The organism is Streptomyces sp. NBC_01003 (genome assembly GCF_045162695.1).
GTDB lineage: Bacteria > Actinomycetota > Actinomycetes > Streptomycetales > Streptomycetaceae > Streptomyces.
Genome location: NZ_CP108707.1, coordinates 7,521,230 through 7,539,024, shown reverse-complemented (window position 1 = coordinate 7,539,024; position 17,795 = coordinate 7,521,230). Strand labels below are relative to the sequence as shown.

Genomic DNA, 17,795 nt, shown 5'->3' with positions numbered 1-17,795 from the left:
ATGCCACGGCTCGTCATTGCCGCGCCCTCGTCGGGCAGCGGCAAGACGACCGTCGCGACGGGTCTGATGGCGGCGTTCGCCGGACGCGGGCTCGCCGTGTCGCCGCACAAGGTCGGGCCCGACTACATCGACCCCGGGTACCACGCGCTCGCCACGGGGCGCGCCGGGCGCAACCTCGACGCGTACATGTGCGGGCCCGAGCTGGTGGCGCCGCTCTTCGCGCACGGGGCGCGGGGGTGCGATCTCGCCGTCGTCGAGGGCGTGATGGGGCTTTTCGACGGGGCCTCCGGTCAGGGGGAGCTGGCGTCGACCGCGCATGTCGCGAAGCTGCTTCGGGCGCCGGTCGTGCTCGTCGTCGACGCGTCGTCCCAGGCGCGGTCCGTGGCCGCGCTCGTGCATGGCTTCGCGTCGTTCGATCCTGAGGTGCGGCTCGCCGGGGTGATCCTCAACAAGGTGGGGTCCGAGCGGCATGAGGAGCTGCTGCGGGAGGCGCTCGACGAGGCGGGGGTGCCCGTTTTCGGCGCCTTGCGCCGGGGTGGCGAAGTGGTGACTCCCTCGCGCCACTTGGGGCTCGTGCCGGTGGCTGAGCGGGGGGCGGAGGCGGTTTCGGCTGTCGCCGCGATGGGGGAGATGGTGCGGGGTGGATGTGACCTGGACGCGCTCCATGCGGTGGCTCGTGGGGCCGGGCCCTTGGACTGTGCGGCTTGGGATGCGGCTGAGGTGGTGGGTTCTCTCCCCCGGCCCGCCCCTTCCCGGAACCGGGACTCTGCCCCGGACCCCGGTCCTCGAACTGCCCCGGACTCCGTCCGGGGGGACCCCCACGGGCTGAAGGGGACCGACGGGCCGCGGCCCGTCGTCGCTCTCGCCGGTGGGGCCGCTTTCACGTTTTCCTATGCCGAGCACCGTGAGCTGCTTGCCGCCGCCGGGGCCGAGGTTGTCGTCTTCGATCCGCTTCGGGACGAGCAACTCCCGGACGGGGCAAGCTCGTTGATCATCGGTGGGGGTTTTCCGGAGGTGTACGCCTCCGAGCTGTCCGCCAATGAACCGCTGCGCAAGGCCGTCGGAGAGCTCGCGCGGTCCGGGGCTCCCGTCGTCGCCGAGTGTGCGGGGCTGCTGTATCTGGCGCGGTCCCTGGACGGGCGGCCCATGTGCGGGGTTCTGGACGCCGACGCGCGGATGTCGGAGCGGCTGACGCTCGGGTACCGGGACGCCGTCGCTGTGTCCGACAGCGTGCTGGCCGCGAACGGGACGCGGGTGCGTGGTCACGAGTTCCATCGCACCGTCGTCGAACCCGGGGCCGGTGCCTCCCCCGCGTGGGGCATCACGCGTCCCGGGCGGCGCGTCGAAGGGTTTGTGCAGGGCGGGGTGCATGCCTCGTATCTGCATGTGCACTGGGCCGCCGTGCCCCAGGCGGCGCGGCGCATCGTCGCGCAGGCAACCGAAGTCGCGCGGGCAACCGAAGGAGTCACCCCGTCATGACCAGCAACACCACGCACCGGCTGACCGGCGTCGGCGTGGGTCCCGGTGACCCCGAGCTCGTGACCGTGAAGGGCGTGAACGCCCTGCGCGAGGCCGCCGTCGTCGTCGTACCGGTGATGGCCGCGGCCGACGGGACCGATGGCGGCGAGCCCGGCCGCGCCGAGGCGACCGTCCTGCACTACGTGCCCGCCGACAAAGTCGTCCGCGTCGTCTTCGCGCTCAACGAGCGCTCGGACCGGGCCCGGCGCGAGGCCGCCTGGGATGCGGCCGGTGAGCGCGTCGCGGCGCTCCTGCGGGAGCACGGCTCCGTCGCGTTCGCGACGATCGGCGACCCGAACGTGTACTCCACGTTCACGTATCTCGCCCTGACCGTCGAGGAGCTGGTGCCGGGGACCGTCGTCGAGACCGTGCCGGGCATCACCGCCATGCAGGACCTCGCCGCGCGGTCCGGCGCCGTGCTCACCGAGGGCACCGAGCCGCTGACGCTCGTGCCGGTGACCGCCGGTTCGGCCGTGCTCAAGGAGGCGCTCGCGGGGCCCGGCACCGTCGTCGCGTACAAGTTCGGGCGGCTCGCGGGCGAGGTCGCCGCGGCGCTGCGCGAGACCGGGCGGACGCAGGACGCCGTGTGGGGGTCCGCGCTCGGGCTGCCCGAGGAGTCCATCAGGCCCGCCGCCGAACTGGAGACCGACGCCGCGCTGCCGTACCTGTCGACGCTGATCGCGCCCGCTCGGCGCGACGGCGGACGGGGCGGGAAACTGTGACCCGCCGGGGGGCGGACCCGGCGCCAGGGCCTGTTCCGAGTTCCCTGTCGCAGGCGGGGAACTCGGAACGGGCCCTAGTCCCCCGACGCGCCGATCACCAGCCACATCAGGGCGGCGCCCGCGATCGTGCACAGGAGCGTGGAGCGCGCCGGGTGGTGGTGGCTGGCCTCCGGCAGGATCTCCGCGGCCGCGATGTACAGCAGAACGCCGCCGAAGAACCCGAGGTAGCAGGCGAGTGCCTGTGCCGGAATGGTGAACAGCAGCGTCGACGCGGCGCCCACCACCGGGGCGATCGCGTCCGCGCCGACCATCGCGAGTGCCTTGCGGCGGGCGTTCCCGTAGGCGCGCGTGATCGTGTACGTGTTGAAGCCGTCGGCGAAGTCGTGCGTGATCACGGCGAGCGCGACGGTGTACCCCATGGTGCTGCTCACCTGGAACGAGGCGCCGATCGCGACGCCGTCCGCAACGCTGTGCCCGACCATCGCGGAGGCGGCGCCGAGGCCCACCTGGGGCACCTGTTCCTCGCCCTCCTGCGCCCCGTGCGCGGCCTGGCGCATCGCGAGCAGCCGCTCGACGATGTGGGCGACGAGGAAGCCCGCGACGAACAGGAGCAGCGCGGCGGGCACTCCGTAGATCTCGTTGCCGGCGCCGTGCAGGGCTTCCGGAAGCAGGTCGAAGCCGACCACGCCGAGCATCAGGCCGCCGGCGAATCCGAGCACCAAGTGGCGCCGGTCGGTGACGTGGTGGGCGGTCCAGCCGCCGACGAGTGTCATCACGAACGAGCCAAGTGCGACGAGGACGGCCATGGTCCCTTGCTAGCGGATCGGTACTGTCCGCGCACGCCCGGGACCGGCTGAGCCGCACCTTCCGACCCGTCCGATACCGCTCCCGTACCTCCGTACGACCGAACCGCGTACGAACCCGTAGAACCGACCCGTACGACCGATCTCCGTACGACCCAACGCTGCATCCCCGAGAGGACCCCAGTCATGCCCGAAGCAACCACCGGCAAGGTGACCTTCGTCGGTGCCGGGCCCGGCGCCGCCGATCTGCTCACGTTCCGCGCCGCGCGCGCCATCGCGGACGCCGATGTCGTCATCTGGGCGGCCAGCCTGGTGCAGGAGGAGGTCCTCGACCACGCGCGCGAGGGCGCGGAGATCCTGGACTCGGCGACGATGTCCCTGGAGGACGTCGTCGCCGTGTACGAGCGGGCGCACCGCGACGGGCTGCGGGTCGCGCGCATCCACTCCGGGGACCCGGCGCTGTGGGGCGGCACGCAGGAGCAGGTCGACCGGTGCGCGCGGCTCGGTATCGCGACGGAGGTGATCCCGGGTGTCTCGTCGTTCTCGGCGGTGGCCGCGCTCGCCCAGCGCGAGCTGACGATCCCCGAGGTCGCGCAGTCCGTGATCCTGACGCGGCTCGGCGGCGGCAAGACGCCGATGCCTCCGGGCGAGGAGGTGCGGGAGTTCGCGCGGCACGGCACGACGATGGCGCTGTTCCTGTCGGCGGCGCGCAGCGGGCAGTTGGTGCGTGAGCTTCTGGAGGGCGGCTACCCGACGTCGACGCCGGTCGTCGTCGCGTACCAGGCGACCTGGCCGGAAGAGCTGATCGTGAAGTGCACGATCGGCACGCTGGAGGAGACCGTGAAGCAGCACAAGCTGTGGAAGCACACGCTGTTCCTGGTCGGCCCGGCCCTGGACGCGGAGGGCACGCGTTCGCACCTCTACCACCCGGGCCACTTCCACGGTTTCCGCAAGGCCGACCCCGAGGCGCGGGCGGCGCTGCGGGCCGGGAAGTCCGCACAGGCCCAGTCGTGATCACGGTCTTCGGTACGGGGACGGGGGCGCCGCTGTCCCCGGATCCGGCCCTGTCGTCCGCCGCTCTCGTCGTCGGCGGGCGGCGTCATCTCGACGCGGCCGAGGCGCTGCTGGCTCCCGGGGCGGAGCGGGTCGTGCTCGGGCCGCTGGCTCCGGCGCTGGACTCGGTCGAGCGATACATCGAGAACGAGAAGGGTCAGGGTGTCGCGGTGCTGGCGTCCGGCGATCCCGGGTTCTTCGGGATCGTGCGGGCGCTCGCCGAGCGGTTCGGGTCCGCGGCGCTCGACGTGCGGCCGGGGGTGTCGTCGGTGGCGACGGCGTTCGCGCGCGTCGGCCTTCCGTGGGACGACGCGGCGGTGGTCAGCGCGCACGGCCGTGACCTGCGGACCGCGATCAACGTGTGCCGCGCGCACCCCAAGACCGCCGTCCTGACGGGTCCTGGCGCGGGCCCCGCCGAGCTGGGCGCCGAACTCGCGCACCGCGGCGCCGACCGCGTGCTCGTCGTCGCGTCCCGCCTCGGCGACCCCGAGCACGAGAGTCTTGAACGCGTCACGCCGTCGGAGGCCGCCGCCCGTGACTGGGGCGACGCGGTGAGCGTGGTGCTGTGCCTGGACGAGAAGCGGGTGCTCGCACCGGTGCGCACCCTCGCGGGTCCCGGCCGCCCCCCGTCCCGGTGGGCCCTGGACGAGGGCGAGTTCGAGCACCGAGACTCCATGATCACCAAGTTCGAGGTGCGGGCGCTCGCGCTCGCTCGGCTCGGGCCGCGCCCGGGCGACCTGGTGTGGGACATCGGGGCCGGTTCCGGCTCGGTCGCCGTGGAATGCGCGCGGTTCGGTGCCGCGGCCGTGGCCGTCGAGAAGACCGTGGACGGCGTGTCCCGGATCCGGGACAACGCCGCCGCCCACGGTGTCGACGTACGCGTCGTGCACGGCGCGGCGCCCACCGTCCTGTCCGATCTCTCCGACCCCGACGCCGTGTTCATCGGCGGGGGCGGGCGTGAGCTGACCGCGATCGTGACGGCGTGCGCCCGACGCACGCGACGGTCCGTGGTGGTCGCGGTGGCGGCGGTGGACCGGGTGGCCGCGGTGCGGGACGCACTGGGCGCGGCCGGGTTCGTCACCGACGGGGTGCTGCTCCAGTCGTCCCGGCTCGCGCCGCTGCCGGGCGACGTCTCGCGGCTCGCCGCGGCCAATCCGGTGTTCCTGGTGTGGGGCGTACGGCCCGATACGGAGAGCGCCACTTCCGCGACTTCCTTGTCTTCCGTGACTTCCTTGAACGAAGGAGTAGTTGAGTGATCGGCCTGATTTCCGCCACGGCGGCCGGGGCGGTGTCCCGCGACCGGCTCGCGTCGGCGTGGCCGTCGCGTACGCGCGTGTACGAGGGTTCTGTGGGGGACGCCGTACGGCGCGCGTTCACGGAGTGCGAGCAGGTGGTGTGCTTCCTGGCGACGGGGGCCGTGGTCCGGCTCGTCGCGCCGCTGCTGCGGGACAAGCACGTGGACCCGGGCGTGGTGTGCGTCGACGAGGCCGGGCGGTTCGCGGTGTCGCTGCTCGGCGGGCACGAGGGCGGGGCGAACGCGCTCGCGCGCGAGGTGGCCGCCGTCCTGGAGGCCGAGCCGGTGGTGACCACGGCGACGGACGCGGTGGACGTGCCGGGGCTCGACACGCTCGGCCTGCCCGTCGAGGGTGACGTCGCCTCCGTCACCCGGGCGGTCCTCGACGGTGAACCGGTCGCCCTGCACGCCGAGTTGGCCCACCCGCTGCCCGCGCTGCCGGGAAATGTCGCGCCGGACCAGGTGGCCGCGCACACGATCCGCGTCACCGACCGCGCCGTGGAGCCCGCCGACCGCGAGGTCGTCCTGCGGCCCCCGTCGCTCGTCGTGGGCGTCGGCGCCAGCAAGGGCGCCCCGGTCGACGAGGTGCTCGGGCTCGTACGCGAGACGCTGCGGGACGCCGGGCTCTCGCCGCTGTCCGTGGCGCGGCTCGCAACCGTCGACGCCAAGGCCGGTGAGCCGGGCATCGTCGAGGCCGCCGAGCAGTTGGGTGTGCCCGTCGTGACCTACGGCGCCGAGACCCTCGCCGACGTCGCCGTGCCGAACCCGTCCGACGCGCCGCTCGACGCCGTCGGCACACCCTCCGTGGCGGAGGCCGCCGCGCTGGTCGCCGGCGGTGAACTCCTCGTACCGAAGCGGAAGTCGGTGCGCGCCGACGGGAAGCCGGCCATGGCGACGTGCGCCGTCGTGCGTTCCGCGCCGCGCGGCCGGCTCGCCGTCGTCGGGCTCGGCCCCGGCGCCCGTGACCTGGTGACGCCGCGCGCCCGCGACGAGCTGCGCGCCGCGTCCGTACTCGTCGGCCTCGACCAGTACGTCGACCAGATCAGGGACCTCCTGCGGCCCGGCACCCGGATCCTGGAGTCCGGGCTCGGCGCCGAGGAGGAGCGGGCCCGCACGGCGGTCGCCGAGGCCCGCAAGGGGCAGGCCGTCGCGCTGATCGGCAGCGGGGACGCGGGCGTGTACGCGATGGCGTCACCCGCGCTCGCCGAGGCCTCCGACGACATCGACGTGGTGGGCGTACCGGGTGTGACGGCCGCACTCGCGGCGGCCGCGATCCTGGGCGCGCCGCTCGGCCACGACCATGTCTCGATCAGCCTGTCCGACCTGCACACACCGTGGGAGGTCATCGAGCGCCGGGTGCGTGCGGCGGCCGAGGCGGACATCGTGGTCACGTTCTACAACCCGCGCAGCCGGGGCCGCGACTGGCAGCTGCCGAAGGCCCTCGGCATTCTCGCCGGGCACCGCGAGCCGGGCACGCCCGTGGGCGTGGTGCGCAACGCGTCCCGCGCCGACGAGTCGAGCCGGCTGACCACGCTCGGCGAACTCGACCCGGCCTGGGTCGACATGATGACCGTCGTCACCGTCGGCAACACGGCCACGCGGCGGATCGCGGGCCGCATGGTCACCCCGCGCGGCTACCGCTGGCAGCAGCCGGCCGCCGCCGCTCCCGACAACACCACCAGCACCACCCGTAAGGAGTCCTCGTGACCACCCCTCCCGCTCTGCTCATCGCCGGACACGGCACCCGCGACGAGGCCGGCGCCGAAGCCTTCCGCGACTTCGTCAGGGAGCTCGGCCGCCGCCGTCCCGACCTGCCCGTGGCGGGCGGCTTCATCGAGCTGTCGCCGCCGCCGCTGACGGAGGCGGTGGGCGAGCTCGTGGAGCGCGGGGTGCGCCGCTTCGCGGCGGTGCCGCTGATGCTGGTGTCGGCGGGGCACGCCAAGGGCGACATCCCGGCGGCGCTCGCCCGTGAGAAGGAGCGGCACCCGGGGATCTCTTACACGTACGGGCGTCCGCTGGGTCCGCACCCGTCGCTGCTCCAGGTGCTTGAGCGGCGTCTCGACGAGGCGCTGGGCGGCGGGGCGCGCACGCCGGAGGACCGGGCCGATGTGACGGTCCTGCTCGTGGGCCGCGGCTCGACGGACCCGGACGCCAACGCCGAGGTGCACAAGGCGGCGCGGCTTTTGTGGGAGGGCCGCGGTTACGCGGGCGTGGAGACGGCGTTCGTGTCGCTGGCCGCGCCGGACGTGCCGTCGGGCCTCGACCGGTGCGTGAAGCTCGGCGCGCGGCGCGTCGTCGTCCTGCCGTACTTCCTGTTCACGGGGATCCTGCCGGACCGGGTGCGGCAGCAGACGGAGGGCTGGGCGTCGGCCCACCCGGACGTCGAGGTGCTCTCCGCCGACGTGATCGGCCCGGAGCCGGAGCTGATCGACCTGGTCATGGAGCGGTACGAGGAGGCCGTCCGCGGCGATCTGCGGATGAACTGCGACACCTGCGTGTACCGGATCGCGCTGCCGGGCTTCGAGGACAAGGTGGGGCTTCCGCAGCAGCCGCACTTCCACCCGGACGACGACGGCGACCACCACGGCCACGGCCACGCGCACGGCCACGGGCACTCGCACTCGCATGCGCACTGACGACGGTCACGATCTGCGCCACCACGGCGACGCGGAGGTCCGCGGCACGGGTGCGGACCTCACGGATCTCGCGGTGAACGTCCGCGCGGACACCCCCCCGGTGTGGCTGCGCGAGCACATCGCGGACTCGCTCGGCGGGCTCGCCGCCTATCCGGACGGGCGGGCGGCCCGCGAGGCGGTGGCCCGCCGGCACGGGCTTCCCGTGGAGCGGGTGCTGCTCACGGCGGGGGCGGCGGAGGCGTTCGTGCTGCTCGCCCGCGCCCTGAAGGTCCGTCACCCGGTGGTCGTGCACCCGCAGTTCACGGAGCCGGAGGCGGCGCTGCGGGACGCGGGACATGCCGTGGACCGGGTGCTGCTGCGCGAGGAGGACGGCTTCCGGCTCGACCCGGCGGCCGTGCCCGAGGACGCGGACCTGGTGGTGATCGGCAATCCGACGAACCCGACGTCGGTCCTGCACCCGGCCGCGCTCATCACTGAACTGGCCCGTCCCGGGCGGGTGTTGGTGGTGGACGAGGCATTCATGGACGCGGTCCCCGGCGAGCGGGAGGCCCTCGCGGGCCGGAGCGACGTGCCGGGGCTCGTGGTGCTGCGCAGCCTGACGAAGACATGGGGGCTGGCGGGGCTACGGATCGGCTACGTGCTGGCGGAGCCGGACACGATCGCGGAGCTGGAGCGGGCGCAGCCGCTGTGGCCGGTGTCCACGCCGGCGCTGGCCGCGGCCGAGGCGTGTGTGTCGCCGCGCGCCCTCGCGGAGGCGGCGCACGCGGCGCACCGGATCGCGGCGGACCGGGCCCATCTGGTCGCGGGGCTCGCGGAGTTCGCGGCGGAGGGCGTGTCGGTGGCGGGTCCCGCGGAGGGTCCGTTCGTCCTCGTGCGGGCCCCCGGGGCGGCGGCGCTGCGCGCGCGGCTGCGGGAGCGGGGTTTCGCGGTGCGGCGCGGCGACACGTTCCCGGGCCTCGGCACGGACTGGCTGCGTCTCGCGGTGCGGGACAGGGCGACCACGGGCCGGTTCCTCCAGGCCCTCGACCAGGCGCTGACGAGCGTCTGAGGGGCGCATGCGGGTGGGCGGGAGTCCCCGACTCCCGCCCACCCGCTCCCCTCCGGTCCCCCCTCGGGCCCTCGGGTCAGGAGCGCCCGCGCCGGGCGACGGCGACGGCTCCGCCACCGGCGACCAGCAGCACGATGGCACCGCCCGCGATGTACGGCGTCATCGAGTTCCCCCCGGTCTCCGCGAGGTCCGCCTTGGCGGCGGGCTTGGCGATCGGCTCGGCGGCGCCGCCCTGGGGCTTCACGTCGTCGGCCGGCTTGGCCGGGGGCTTCTGCGAGGGCGCCGCCGCGGGCGTCTCGCAGGTCGCGCCGGCGAGGGTCACCGTGCCCTCCACTTCCGCCACGTTCAGCTTGAGCGGGTTGACGGACACCTTCAGTTCGAGCGCCGAGGCAGCAGCCGTACGGGATGTGGTGTGCGTCTTCGAGAGGTCGAGCCTGACCTCTCCGACGCCGGGGACCTTCACCTCGGTGGTGCCGCCCGCCGAGAGCGTCACCTTCTTGCCGAGGACCGTGACGCCGCCCAGGACGTTCGACTCGGCGACGGGCCGCTTGCCCGTCTCGCAGACCGCCTTCGACGTGACCTGGCCGACCTCGATGAGCGAGAGCAGCGGCAGGCCCGGAATGTGGACCTTGGCGTGGGCGAGGTTGCTGTACCCCTCCGCCTTGTGTTCGTCGACGGTGGCCTTCGCCGTGGCCACGTCCGCCCGAAGGACGCTGAACGGCCGCCCGCGGTCGACACCGTCCAGCTTGACGGTGAGGGCGGTCTTCTCGGCACTGGCGGGGGCTTGCACCTCATTGAGCGTGGCCGTGAGCGGGACGTTCACGGTCTTGTTGAGCAGGGAGACATTCAGGCCGGTGCGCAGGACGACGGCGCTCGACCTGCCGCCGTGGCCGCCCGTCGCGTGCGCGGTGCCCGCGGTGGCGAGCAGCGCCGGGGCGACTGCCAGGGCCGTGGCGGCTGCCGACGCGGCGAGGCGGCGGGCGGGCGCGCGGAAGGTGGTGCTGGGCATGCTGATGGGACCCCCACGAGAGAATTGGAGCCGTCGGCCCCGCCCCGCCATGGGGGACATCGCTGGGGCGCGCCGTCGGCCTCGATGGAGGGAATCTTTACGCACTGAGAGTGAACGGGCAGCGACCTGACGTGAGTTCACTCCAAAGTGGGGTTTCCGAGCTGGTCTTCGAATCTTTGGGCTCGGCTGTTCCCTGTTGCCCCACTGTTGTCACCCGGTCGACCGGCGCTTGCCGAACGCGCCGGTCGGCCGCGCGGGCGCGCACGAGTGATGTGCAACGAGCGGGCGGGCGTCGGCGTCACGTTCCGTCAACCCGCGTCCGCCAGCGGCCGGTTCAGCCCACGATGCGGCCGCGCAACACCACGCGCCGGGGCGAGGCCAGGACCCGTACGTCGGCGCGGGGGTCCGATTCGTAGACCACGAGGTCGGCCGAGGCGCCCTCCTCGAGGCCGGGGCGACCGAGCCAGGCGCGGGCGCCCCACGCCGTCGCGGAGAGCGCGTCCACGGCCGGGAGTCCGGCCTTGAGCAGTTCGGCGACCTCCCCGGCCACCAGGCCGTGCGCGAGTGAACCGCCGGCGTCGGTGCCGACGTAGACCGGCACCCCGGCGTCGTACGCCGCGCGCACCGTGTCGTAGCGGCGCTCGTACAGGCGGTTCAGATGGGCCGACCAGCGGGGGAACTTGGTCTCGCCGGCCGCCGCGATCTGCGGGAACGTGGCGATGTTGACGAGGGTCGGGACGATCGCGACGCCGCGCTCGGCGAACAGCGGGATGGTGTCCTCGGTGAGGCCCGTCGCGTGCTCGATGCAGTCGATGCCCGCCTCGACGAGGTCGCGCAGCGAGTCCTCGGCGAAGCAGTGGGCGGTGACGCGTGCGCCGAGCCGGTGCGCCTGAGCGATGGCGGCCTCGACCTCCTCGCGGGGCCAGCACGCGGTCAGGTCGCCCGCGTCCCGGTCGATCCAGTCGCCCACCAGCTTCACCCAGCCGTCGCCGCGCTTCGCCTCCCGCGCCACGTAGGCGACCAGCTCGGGCGGCTCGATCTCGTGCGCGTAGTTGCGGATGTAGCGGCGGGTGCGGGCGATGTGCCGCCCGGCCCTGATGATCCTGGGCAGGTCCTCGCGGTCGTCGATCCAGCGGGTGTCGGAGGGGGAGCCCGCGTCGCGGATCAGGAGCGTGCCGGCCTCGCGATCGGTGAGGGCCTGCTTCTCGGCGACGTCGGCGGGCACCGGGCCGTGCGTGTCCAGGCCGACATGGCAGTGCGCGTCGACGAGTCCGGGCATGGCCCACCCGTCGACGGTGGTGATGTCGAGGCCGGGCCCGGCAGGCCGGTCGTACGTCACCCGCCCGCCCACGACCCACAGCTCGTCCCTGACGTCCTCGGGCCCGACGAGGACCCGCCCCTTCACGTGCAGCACCGCGCGCTCACTCATGTCGGAAGCCTATGAGGCCGGTGGGTACGCTCGGAACGGCAGCCCGCCGTACGAACTCGTGAACGAAGATCACGGGCGACGTGAGCGAAGAGAGCGAAGAGAGCACGATCGTGACCCACCCTTTTCTTGACCTGGCCCCCCTGAGCGCCGAGCACTTCGCCTCCATCGAGCGGCGCGTGGCCGGGCTGCTCGACACCTCGCAGGACGTCGTGATCATGCAGGGCGAGGCGCTGCTGCCCCTCGAAGGCGCGATCCGTGGCACCGCGCGCCCCGGCACCGTGGCCCTGAACATCATCACGGGCCCCTACGGACAGACCTTCGGCGACTGGCTGCGGGACAGCGGCGCGACGGTGCACGACCTGGCGGTCCCGTTCCACACCGCCGTGACGGCCGAGCAGGTGCGCGACGCGCTCGCCGAGCACCCCGAGACCGACTTCGTCTCGCTCGTGCACGCGGAGGCCGCGACCGGCAACACGAACCCGGTCGCCGAGATCGGCGAGGTGGTGCGGGAGCACGGCGCGCTGTTCTACCTGGACGCGGTGGCGTCGATCGCCGCCGAGCCGGTCCTGCCCGACGCGTGGGGCGTGGACCTGTGCGTGATCGGCGCGCAGAAGGCCATGGGCGGCCCGGCGGGCGTCTCCGCGGTGTCCGTCAGCGCGCGGGCGTGGGAGCGGATGGAGTCCAACCCGCAGGCGCCGCGCCACTCGTACCTGTCGCTGCTCGACTGGAAGCACCGCTGGATCGACGGCGGGCGCAAGGCGCTCCTGCACGCTCCGGCGCAGCTGGAGATGCTCGCTCTGGAGGCGTGCGTCGAGCGCATCGACGCGGAGGGCCTCGACGCTTTGACGGCCCGTCACGCCGCCGCTGCCGCGGCCACGCGGGCGGGTGCGCTCGCGCTGGGCGGCGGCATCGAGCCGTACGTGTACGAGGCGCGGGACGCGGCGCCGGTGGCGACGACGCTGCGCGCCCCGGCGGGGATCGACGCCTCGGAACTGGTCGCGCGGGCGCTGGCGGTGGACCCGGTGCTGCCGCTGGTGGCCGGCGGCGGGGCGCTCGCCAAGGAGATGATCCGCGTCAATCACTACGGCCCGCAGGCCACCCGGGGCGTCGTGCAGTCCTCGCTCGCGGCGCTCGGCGGCGCGCTCGCCGAGATTGAGGGGGCCGGCGCGCCGGTGGACCTGGAGGGCGCGCGCAGGGCCGTCGCGGCGGCCTGGGTGCAGCCCCTGTAGTCCCGCGACTTCACAAAGTGAGGCGCCGCCCCTTCAATGGGGTGGCGCCTTCTTTTCTTTTCCGAGTCAATTCTCGCGCATTTCTCAGCGCAGCTTCCCATATTCTTCTGCCCGCTTTCCGGGGACGTAAACACTAAGATTTCAACAACGGGAAACGGCGTAATTCGGACGCGTCTCGTCCGGGTTACGCCGCTGTGACGCACTCCACACCCTACGCGATTTGCGTATTTTGCCCCAGTCGAATCAGTACATACCCTCCAGATCTCGCGTGCGCACCCCCACCCGCGCGATAACACAGAAGGGTCGTTTACGTAACCCCTGCTCGCGATGCAATCCCAGAAATTGCTCGGTAAATTGAATTCACATGACCGCGCAATTCCTGGAAATGCCCGAGAGCCTGCGGATCGATCGGCCCGAGGTGGCCGACGGAGCCGCAATCTGGCGTATCGCCCGCGACTCGAAGGTGCTCGACCTCAACTCCTCGTACAGCTATCTGCTGTGGTGCCGGGACTTCGCCGCCACGTCCGTCGTGGCGCGGGACGCCGCCGGCTCCGTCGCCGGGTTCATCACCGGGTACATCCGGCCGGAGAACCCGCGCACCCTCGTGGTGTGGCAGGTGGCCGTCGACCATGCGCACCGGGGGCGCGGTCTGGCCGGGGCACTGCTCGACGGGCTCTGGGCGAAGGTCGCCGCCGACCGCGCGACGACCGTGCTCGAGACGACGATCTCGCCCGACAACACCGCCTCGCAGCGCCTGTTCGCCTCGTTCGCGCGCCGTAACGGCGCACAGGTCGCACAGACGGTGCTGTTCGACGTGGGCCTCTTCCCGGACGACGGGCACGAGCCCGAGGTGCTCCACCGCATCGGGCCGATCGTCTGACCCACGACCGGCCCCCATCACTTCTCTGCAGCGCAGGACCGCAGACCGCACGACCACTTCCACGCCACCCCCACTCCCATCTCCCAGGAGATTCGCTGTGACCATCACCCAGCCGGACCTGAGCGTCTTCGAGACCCTTGAGTCGGAGGTGCGCAGCTACTGCCGTGCTTGGCCCACCGTCTTCGACCGGGCGCAGGGCAGCCGCATGTTCGACGAGGACGGACACGAGTACCTCGACTTCTTCGCGGGCGCGGGATCGCTCAACTACGGGCACAACAACCCGGTCCTCAAACGCGCCCTGATCGACTACCTGGAGCGCGACGGCGTCACGCACGGGCTCGACATGTCGACAACGGCGAAGCGCGCCTTCCTCGAGTCGTTCCAGAACATCATCCTGCGCCCGCGCGACCTGCCCTACAAGGTCATGTTCCCGGGCCCGACGGGCACCAACGCCGTCGAGTCGGCCCTGAAGCTGGCCCGCAAGGTCAAGGGCCGCGAGTCGATCGTGTCGTTCACGAACGCCTTCCACGGCATGTCGCTCGGCTCCCTCGCGGTGACCGGCAACGCCTTCAAGCGCGCGGGCGCCGGCATCCCGCTGGTGCACGGCACCCCGATGCCGTTCGACAACTACCTCGACGGGCAGACCCCGGACTTCATCTGGTTCGAGCGCCTCCTGGAGGACTCGGGCTCGGGCCTGAACACGCCCGCCGCCGTGATCGTCGAGACGGTGCAGGGCGAGGGCGGCATCAACGTCGCCCGCGCGGAGTGGCTGCGCAAGCTGGCCGATGTCTGCAAGCGCTGGGACATGCTCCTGATCGTCGACGACATCCAGATGGGCTGCGGCCGCACCGGTGCGTTCTTCTCCTTCGAGGAGGCGGGCATCACACCGGACATCGTGACCGTGTCGAAGTCCATCAGCGGGTACGGGCTCCCCATGTCCCTGTGCCTGTTCAAGCCGGAACTCGACGTCTGGGAGCCGGGCGAGCACAACGGCACGTTCCGCGGCAACAACCCCGCGTTCGTGACGGCCGCCGCCGCCCTGGAGGCGTACTGGACCGACGGCCCCGCCATGGAGAAGCAGACGCTCGCCCGCGGCCAGCAGATTGACGAGGCCCTCGGCGCGCTCCGCGACGAGTTCCGCGACGACACCGTCGAGTACCGCGGACGCGGCCTGGTGTGGGGCCTGGAATTCCGCGACAAGGACCGGGCGAGCAAGGTCGCCAAGCGCGCCTTCGAGCTCGGTCTGCTCATCGAGACCTCCGGCCCCGAGAGCGAGGTCGTCAAGCTGCTTCCGGCGCTGACGATCACGCCCGAGGAGCTGGAAGAGGGACTGCGCACGCTCACCCGGGCCGTGCGCGAGACCGCCTGATTTCCGCTCGAGCGGGCAGGCGCCCCCTCACCACGTAGAAGAGAAAGGCAGCAACTCACCGTGATCGTCCGTTCGTTCAAGGAGATCGAGAACACCGACCGGCACGTGAAGTCGGCGACCGGCACCTGGGAGAGCAAGCGCATCGTCCTTGCCAAGGAGAAGGTCGGCTTCTCACTGCACGAGACGATCCTCTACGCGGGCACGGAGACCGACATGTGGTACGCCAACCACATCGAGGCCGTGCTGTGCGTCGAGGGCGAGGCCGAGCTCACCAACAAGGAGACCGGCGAGAAGCACTGGATCGAGCCGGGCACGATGTACCTCCTGAACGGCCATGAGCGCCACACCCTGCGCCCCAAGACCGACTTCCGCTGCGTGTGCGTGTTCAACCCTCCCGTGACCGGACGGGAGGACCACGACGAGAACGGCGTCTACCCGCTGCTGACCGAGGAGGCCTGACCCTTATGAGCACGGAGACACGTACCGACCTCTACCCGACCCGCGGCGTCTCCGAGGTGGCGACGCCCCGCGTCGACCCCGTCGTCTGGTCGCCGCCGGGCGCGCGCGGTCCGATCCCCCAGTCGGACCTCGCGGGCTTCGAGCGGGACGGCTTCCTCGCGATCGAGGAGCTGATCGGGCCGGACGAGATCGGCACGTACCAGGCCGAGTTGAACCGGCTGATCACGGATCCGGCGGTCAAGGCCGACGAGCGTTCCGTCGTCGAGCCCACGTCGCAGGACGTGCGGTCCGTCTTCGAGGTGCACAGGATCAGCGAGGTGTTCGCGAAGCTGGTGCGCGACGAGCGGGTCGTGGGCCGGGCGCGGCAGATCCTCGGCTCGGACGTGTACGTCCACCAGTCACGGATCAACGTGAAGCCGGGCTTCGGGGCGAGTGGCTTCTACTGGCACTCCGACTTCGAGACCTGGCACGCGGAGGACGGCCTGCCGAACATGCGGACCGTGTCCGTCTCGATCGCGCTGACCGAGAACTACGACACCAACGGCGGCTTGATGATCATGCCGGGGTCGCACAGGACGTTCCTGGGCTGCGCGGGCGAGACGCCGAGGGACAACTACAAGAAGTCCCTCCAGATGCAGGACGCGGGCACGCCGTCGGACGAGGCGCTGACCAAGTTCGCGGACCTGCACGGCATCCGCCTGTTCACGGGCAGCGCGGGCTCGGCGACATGGTTCGACTGCAACGCCATGCACGGTTCCGGGGACAACATCACCCCGTATCCGCGCTCGAACGTCTTCATCGTGTTCAACAGCGTGGAGAACACGGCGGTGGAGCCGTTCGCGGCTCCGGTGCGACGGCCCGAGTTCATCGGGGCGCGGGACTTCACGCCGGTGAGGTAGCGCTGTTCCCGGCTGGGGGTTCGGGGGTCGCCCCCCGAAAGACACAGCATCGGGGCGCGGGACTTCACCCCGGTGAGGTAGCACTGTTCCCGGCTGGAGGTTCGGGGGTCGCCCCCCGAAAGACACAGCATCGGGGCGCGGGACTTCACCCCGGTGAGGTAGCACTGTTCCCGGCTGGAGGTTCGGCGGTCGCCCCCCGAAAGACACAGCATCGGGGCGCGGGACTTCACGCCGGTGAAGTGACCTTCGTACACGCACAGTTGGGGCGGCTCCCGGTCGGGGGCCGCCTCAACTCGCGTATGCGGAAGCGGTCAGGCGGACGGGATCAGCCGGTGAGCGCCGGGTAGTCCGTGTAGCCCTTCGCGTCGCCGCCGAAGAACGTGGCCGGGTCCGGGGTGTTGTACGGACCCTGCGTCTTCAGGCGGGACGGCAGGTCGGGGTTGGCGAGGAAGAGCGCGCCGAACGTGATGATGTCGGCGATGCCGTCCTCGATCACCGAGAGGTCGCCGTGCCCGGTGGGCCCGTCGCTGAGGACGTTGATGACGAACGTGCCCGAGAACTGCTTGCGCAGCTCCAGGGTCAGCTCGCGGATGTCGGAGCCCTCGAGGACGTGCAGGTAGGAGATGCCGAGCGGCTCGATCTCCTTGACCAGCGCGGTGTACGTCGGCGCCGGGTCGCTCTCCTCGATGGAGTTGTACGGGTTGCCGGGCGAGATCCGCAGCCCGGTCCGCTCGGCGCCGATCTCGGCGGCGACGGCCTTGACGACCTCGACGGCGAAACGGATGCGGTTCTCCACGCTGCCGCCCCACTCGTCGTCGCGCAGGTTGGTGTTGGGCGCGAGGAACTGCTGGATGAGATAGCCGTTGGCGCCGTGCAGCTCCACGCCGTCGAAGCCGGCCTCGATCGCGTTGCGGGCGGCGGTGGCGAAGTCGGCGATGGTGGCGCGGACCTCGTCGCCGGTCAGCGCGCGCGGGGTGGTGAAGTCCTTCATGCCCTCGGTGGTGAAGACCTGTCCCGCCGGGGCGACCGGGGACGGGGCGACCGGGGTCTCCCCCTCGGGCAGCAGCACGGGGTGGCCGATCCGGCCCGCATGCATGATCTGCGCGTAGATCGTGCCGCCCTTGGCGTGCACGGCGTCGGTGACCTTGCGCCAGGAGGCGATCTGCTCGTCGCTGTGCAGGCCCGGGGTCCATGCGTAGCCCTGCCCGACGGCGGACGGCTGGATGCCCTCGGTGATGATCAGGCCGGCCGAGGCGCGCTGCGCGTAGTACTCGGCGGTCAGGTCGGTGGCGGTGCCGCCCTCGCCGGCCCGGCTGCGGGTCATCGGGGCCATGGCGATGCGGTTGGCGAGCTGGACGCCGGAGAGGTCGATCGGGTCGAAGGCGGTGGTCATGGCTACTCCATCCAAGGGCAGGCAACGTAACGCCGACCAATATGTGGTCGGCCA

The 17,795-nt window shown here is 72.1% G+C and carries 16 protein-coding genes; 12 read left to right on the top strand and 4 right to left on the bottom strand.

Translation table 11 applies throughout. The features are described 5' to 3' along the window. Together OG698_RS34380 and cobI are read left to right on the top strand one after the other, a co-directional pair. A complete protein-coding gene (locus tag OG698_RS34380) occupies positions 1–1,479 on the top strand; it encodes a cobyrinate a,c-diamide synthase (RefSeq protein ID WP_406107655.1) in 1,479 nt (492 codons plus the stop codon). Continuing rightward, positions 1,476–2,240, top strand: coding sequence for a precorrin-2 C(20)-methyltransferase (gene cobI / locus OG698_RS34375; RefSeq protein WP_329574571.1), 765 nt, complete (start codon positions 1,476–1,478; stop codon positions 2,238–2,240). Before OG698_RS34380 ends, cobI begins: the two co-directional genes overlap by 4 nt. A 74-nt stretch (positions 2,241–2,314) precedes the next feature. Here the strand turns inward: cobI and OG698_RS34370 are convergent, their stop codons facing one another. Continuing rightward, the gene (locus OG698_RS34370; protein ID WP_406107653.1) at positions 2,315–3,046 is read right to left on the bottom strand and encodes a ZIP family metal transporter; all 732 of its coding nucleotides are present in this window, start codon (positions 3,044–3,046) and stop codon (positions 2,315–2,317) included. A 183-nt stretch (positions 3,047–3,229) separates the two neighbouring features. Here OG698_RS34370 and cobM point away from each other — a divergent pair, with 183 nt between their 5' ends. Genes cobM through cobC form a run of 5 tightly spaced genes read left to right on the top strand, consistent with a single transcriptional unit; the run spans position 3,230 to position 9,074 of the window. Next, complete coding sequence (cobM, locus tag OG698_RS34365; protein ID WP_406107652.1) at positions 3,230–4,057, top strand: precorrin-4 C(11)-methyltransferase; 828 nt, start codon at positions 3,230–3,232, stop codon at positions 4,055–4,057. Continuing rightward, positions 4,054–5,352: a precorrin-6y C5,15-methyltransferase (decarboxylating) subunit CbiE gene (cbiE, locus tag OG698_RS34360; protein WP_406107650.1), complete on the top strand. Its 1,299-nt coding sequence runs from the start codon at positions 4,054–4,056 to the stop codon at positions 5,350–5,352. The genes cobM and cbiE overlap by 4 nt, the downstream gene beginning before the upstream one ends. Further along, a complete protein-coding gene (cobJ, locus tag OG698_RS34355) occupies positions 5,349–7,097 on the top strand; it encodes a precorrin-3B C(17)-methyltransferase (protein WP_406107649.1) in 1,749 nt (582 codons plus the stop codon). Before cbiE ends, cobJ begins: the two co-directional genes overlap by 4 nt. Next, complete coding sequence (locus OG698_RS34350; RefSeq protein WP_384251911.1) at positions 7,094–8,026, top strand: sirohydrochlorin chelatase; 933 nt, start codon at positions 7,094–7,096, stop codon at positions 8,024–8,026. The genes cobJ and OG698_RS34350 overlap by 4 nt, the downstream gene beginning before the upstream one ends. Further along, positions 8,016–9,074 (top strand): Rv2231c family pyridoxal phosphate-dependent protein CobC, encoded by a 1,059-nt coding sequence (gene cobC / locus OG698_RS34345; protein ID WP_406107647.1) that lies wholly within the window; start codon positions 8,016–8,018, stop codon positions 9,072–9,074. The genes OG698_RS34350 and cobC overlap by 11 nt, the downstream gene beginning before the upstream one ends. Positions 9,075–9,150: 76 nt before the next feature. Here the strand turns inward: cobC and OG698_RS34340 are convergent, their stop codons facing one another. Together OG698_RS34340 and OG698_RS34335 are read right to left on the bottom strand one after the other, a co-directional pair. Further along, a complete protein-coding gene (locus tag OG698_RS34340; RefSeq protein WP_406107646.1) occupies positions 9,151–10,083 on the bottom strand; it encodes an SCO1860 family LAETG-anchored protein in 933 nt (310 codons plus the stop codon). 334 nt (positions 10,084–10,417) lie between these two features. Further along, the gene (locus tag OG698_RS34335; protein ID WP_406107644.1) at positions 10,418–11,512 is read right to left on the bottom strand and encodes an amidohydrolase family protein; all 1,095 of its coding nucleotides are present in this window, start codon (positions 11,510–11,512) and stop codon (positions 10,418–10,420) included. Between the two features lie 110 nt (positions 11,513–11,622). On the opposite strand from OG698_RS34335, the gene OG698_RS34330 reads away from it, so the two are divergent. From OG698_RS34330 to thpD, 5 genes are all read left to right on the top strand, one after another. Further along, a complete protein-coding gene (locus OG698_RS34330) occupies positions 11,623–12,741 on the top strand; it encodes a pyridoxal-phosphate-dependent aminotransferase family protein (RefSeq protein ID WP_406111463.1) in 1,119 nt (372 codons plus the stop codon). Between the two features lie 385 nt (positions 12,742–13,126). After that, complete coding sequence (ectA, locus tag OG698_RS34325) at positions 13,127–13,621, top strand: diaminobutyrate acetyltransferase (RefSeq protein WP_406111462.1); 495 nt, start codon at positions 13,127–13,129, stop codon at positions 13,619–13,621. A 97-nt stretch (positions 13,622–13,718) separates the two neighbouring features. Continuing rightward, on the top strand, positions 13,719–14,990 hold the full coding sequence (ectB, locus tag OG698_RS34320) for a diaminobutyrate--2-oxoglutarate transaminase (RefSeq protein ID WP_406107643.1): 1,272 nt from the start codon (positions 13,719–13,721) through the stop codon (positions 14,988–14,990). A 60-nt stretch (positions 14,991–15,050) separates the two neighbouring features. Continuing rightward, positions 15,051–15,449: an ectoine synthase gene (locus tag OG698_RS34315; protein ID WP_100592467.1), complete on the top strand. Its 399-nt coding sequence runs from the start codon at positions 15,051–15,053 to the stop codon at positions 15,447–15,449. A 5-nt stretch (positions 15,450–15,454) separates the two neighbouring features. Continuing rightward, complete coding sequence (gene thpD / locus OG698_RS34310; protein ID WP_406107641.1) at positions 15,455–16,348, top strand: ectoine hydroxylase; 894 nt, start codon at positions 15,455–15,457, stop codon at positions 16,346–16,348. A 325-nt stretch (positions 16,349–16,673) separates the two neighbouring features. Here the strand turns inward: thpD and OG698_RS34305 are convergent, their stop codons facing one another. Then, positions 16,674–17,741 carry an alkene reductase gene (locus OG698_RS34305; protein WP_406107639.1) on the bottom strand — a complete coding sequence of 356 codons (1,068 nt, stop codon included), beginning with the start codon at positions 17,739–17,741 and terminating at the stop codon, positions 16,674–16,676. Positions 17,742–17,795: the final 54 nt, after the last annotated feature.

Bases quoted from the DNA above. Each gene is read 5' to 3' on its own strand.
- OG698_RS34380 (WP_406107655.1), top strand. From the start codon at position 1: ATGCCACGGCTCGTCATTGCCGCGCCCTCGTCGGGCAGCGGCAAGACG.
- cobI (WP_329574571.1), top strand. From the start codon at position 1,476: ATGACCAGCAACACCACGCACCGGCTGACCGGCGTCGGCGTGGGTCCC.
- OG698_RS34370 (WP_406107653.1), bottom strand. From the start codon at position 3,046: ATGGCCGTCCTCGTCGCACTTGGCTCGTTCGTGATGACACTCGTCGGC.
- cobM (WP_406107652.1), top strand. From the start codon at position 3,230: ATGCCCGAAGCAACCACCGGCAAGGTGACCTTCGTCGGTGCCGGGCCC.
- cobC (WP_406107647.1), top strand. From the start codon at position 8,016: ATGCGCACTGACGACGGTCACGATCTGCGCCACCACGGCGACGCGGAG.
- OG698_RS34340 (WP_406107646.1), bottom strand. From the start codon at position 10,083: ATGCCCAGCACCACCTTCCGCGCGCCCGCCCGCCGCCTCGCCGCGTCG.
- OG698_RS34335 (WP_406107644.1), bottom strand. From the start codon at position 11,512: ATGAGTGAGCGCGCGGTGCTGCACGTGAAGGGGCGGGTCCTCGTCGGG.
- ectA (WP_406111462.1), top strand. From the start codon at position 13,127: ATGCCCGAGAGCCTGCGGATCGATCGGCCCGAGGTGGCCGACGGAGCC.
- thpD (WP_406107641.1), top strand. From the start codon at position 15,455: ATGAGCACGGAGACACGTACCGACCTCTACCCGACCCGCGGCGTCTCC.
- OG698_RS34305 (WP_406107639.1), bottom strand. From the start codon at position 17,741: ATGACCACCGCCTTCGACCCGATCGACCTCTCCGGCGTCCAGCTCGCC.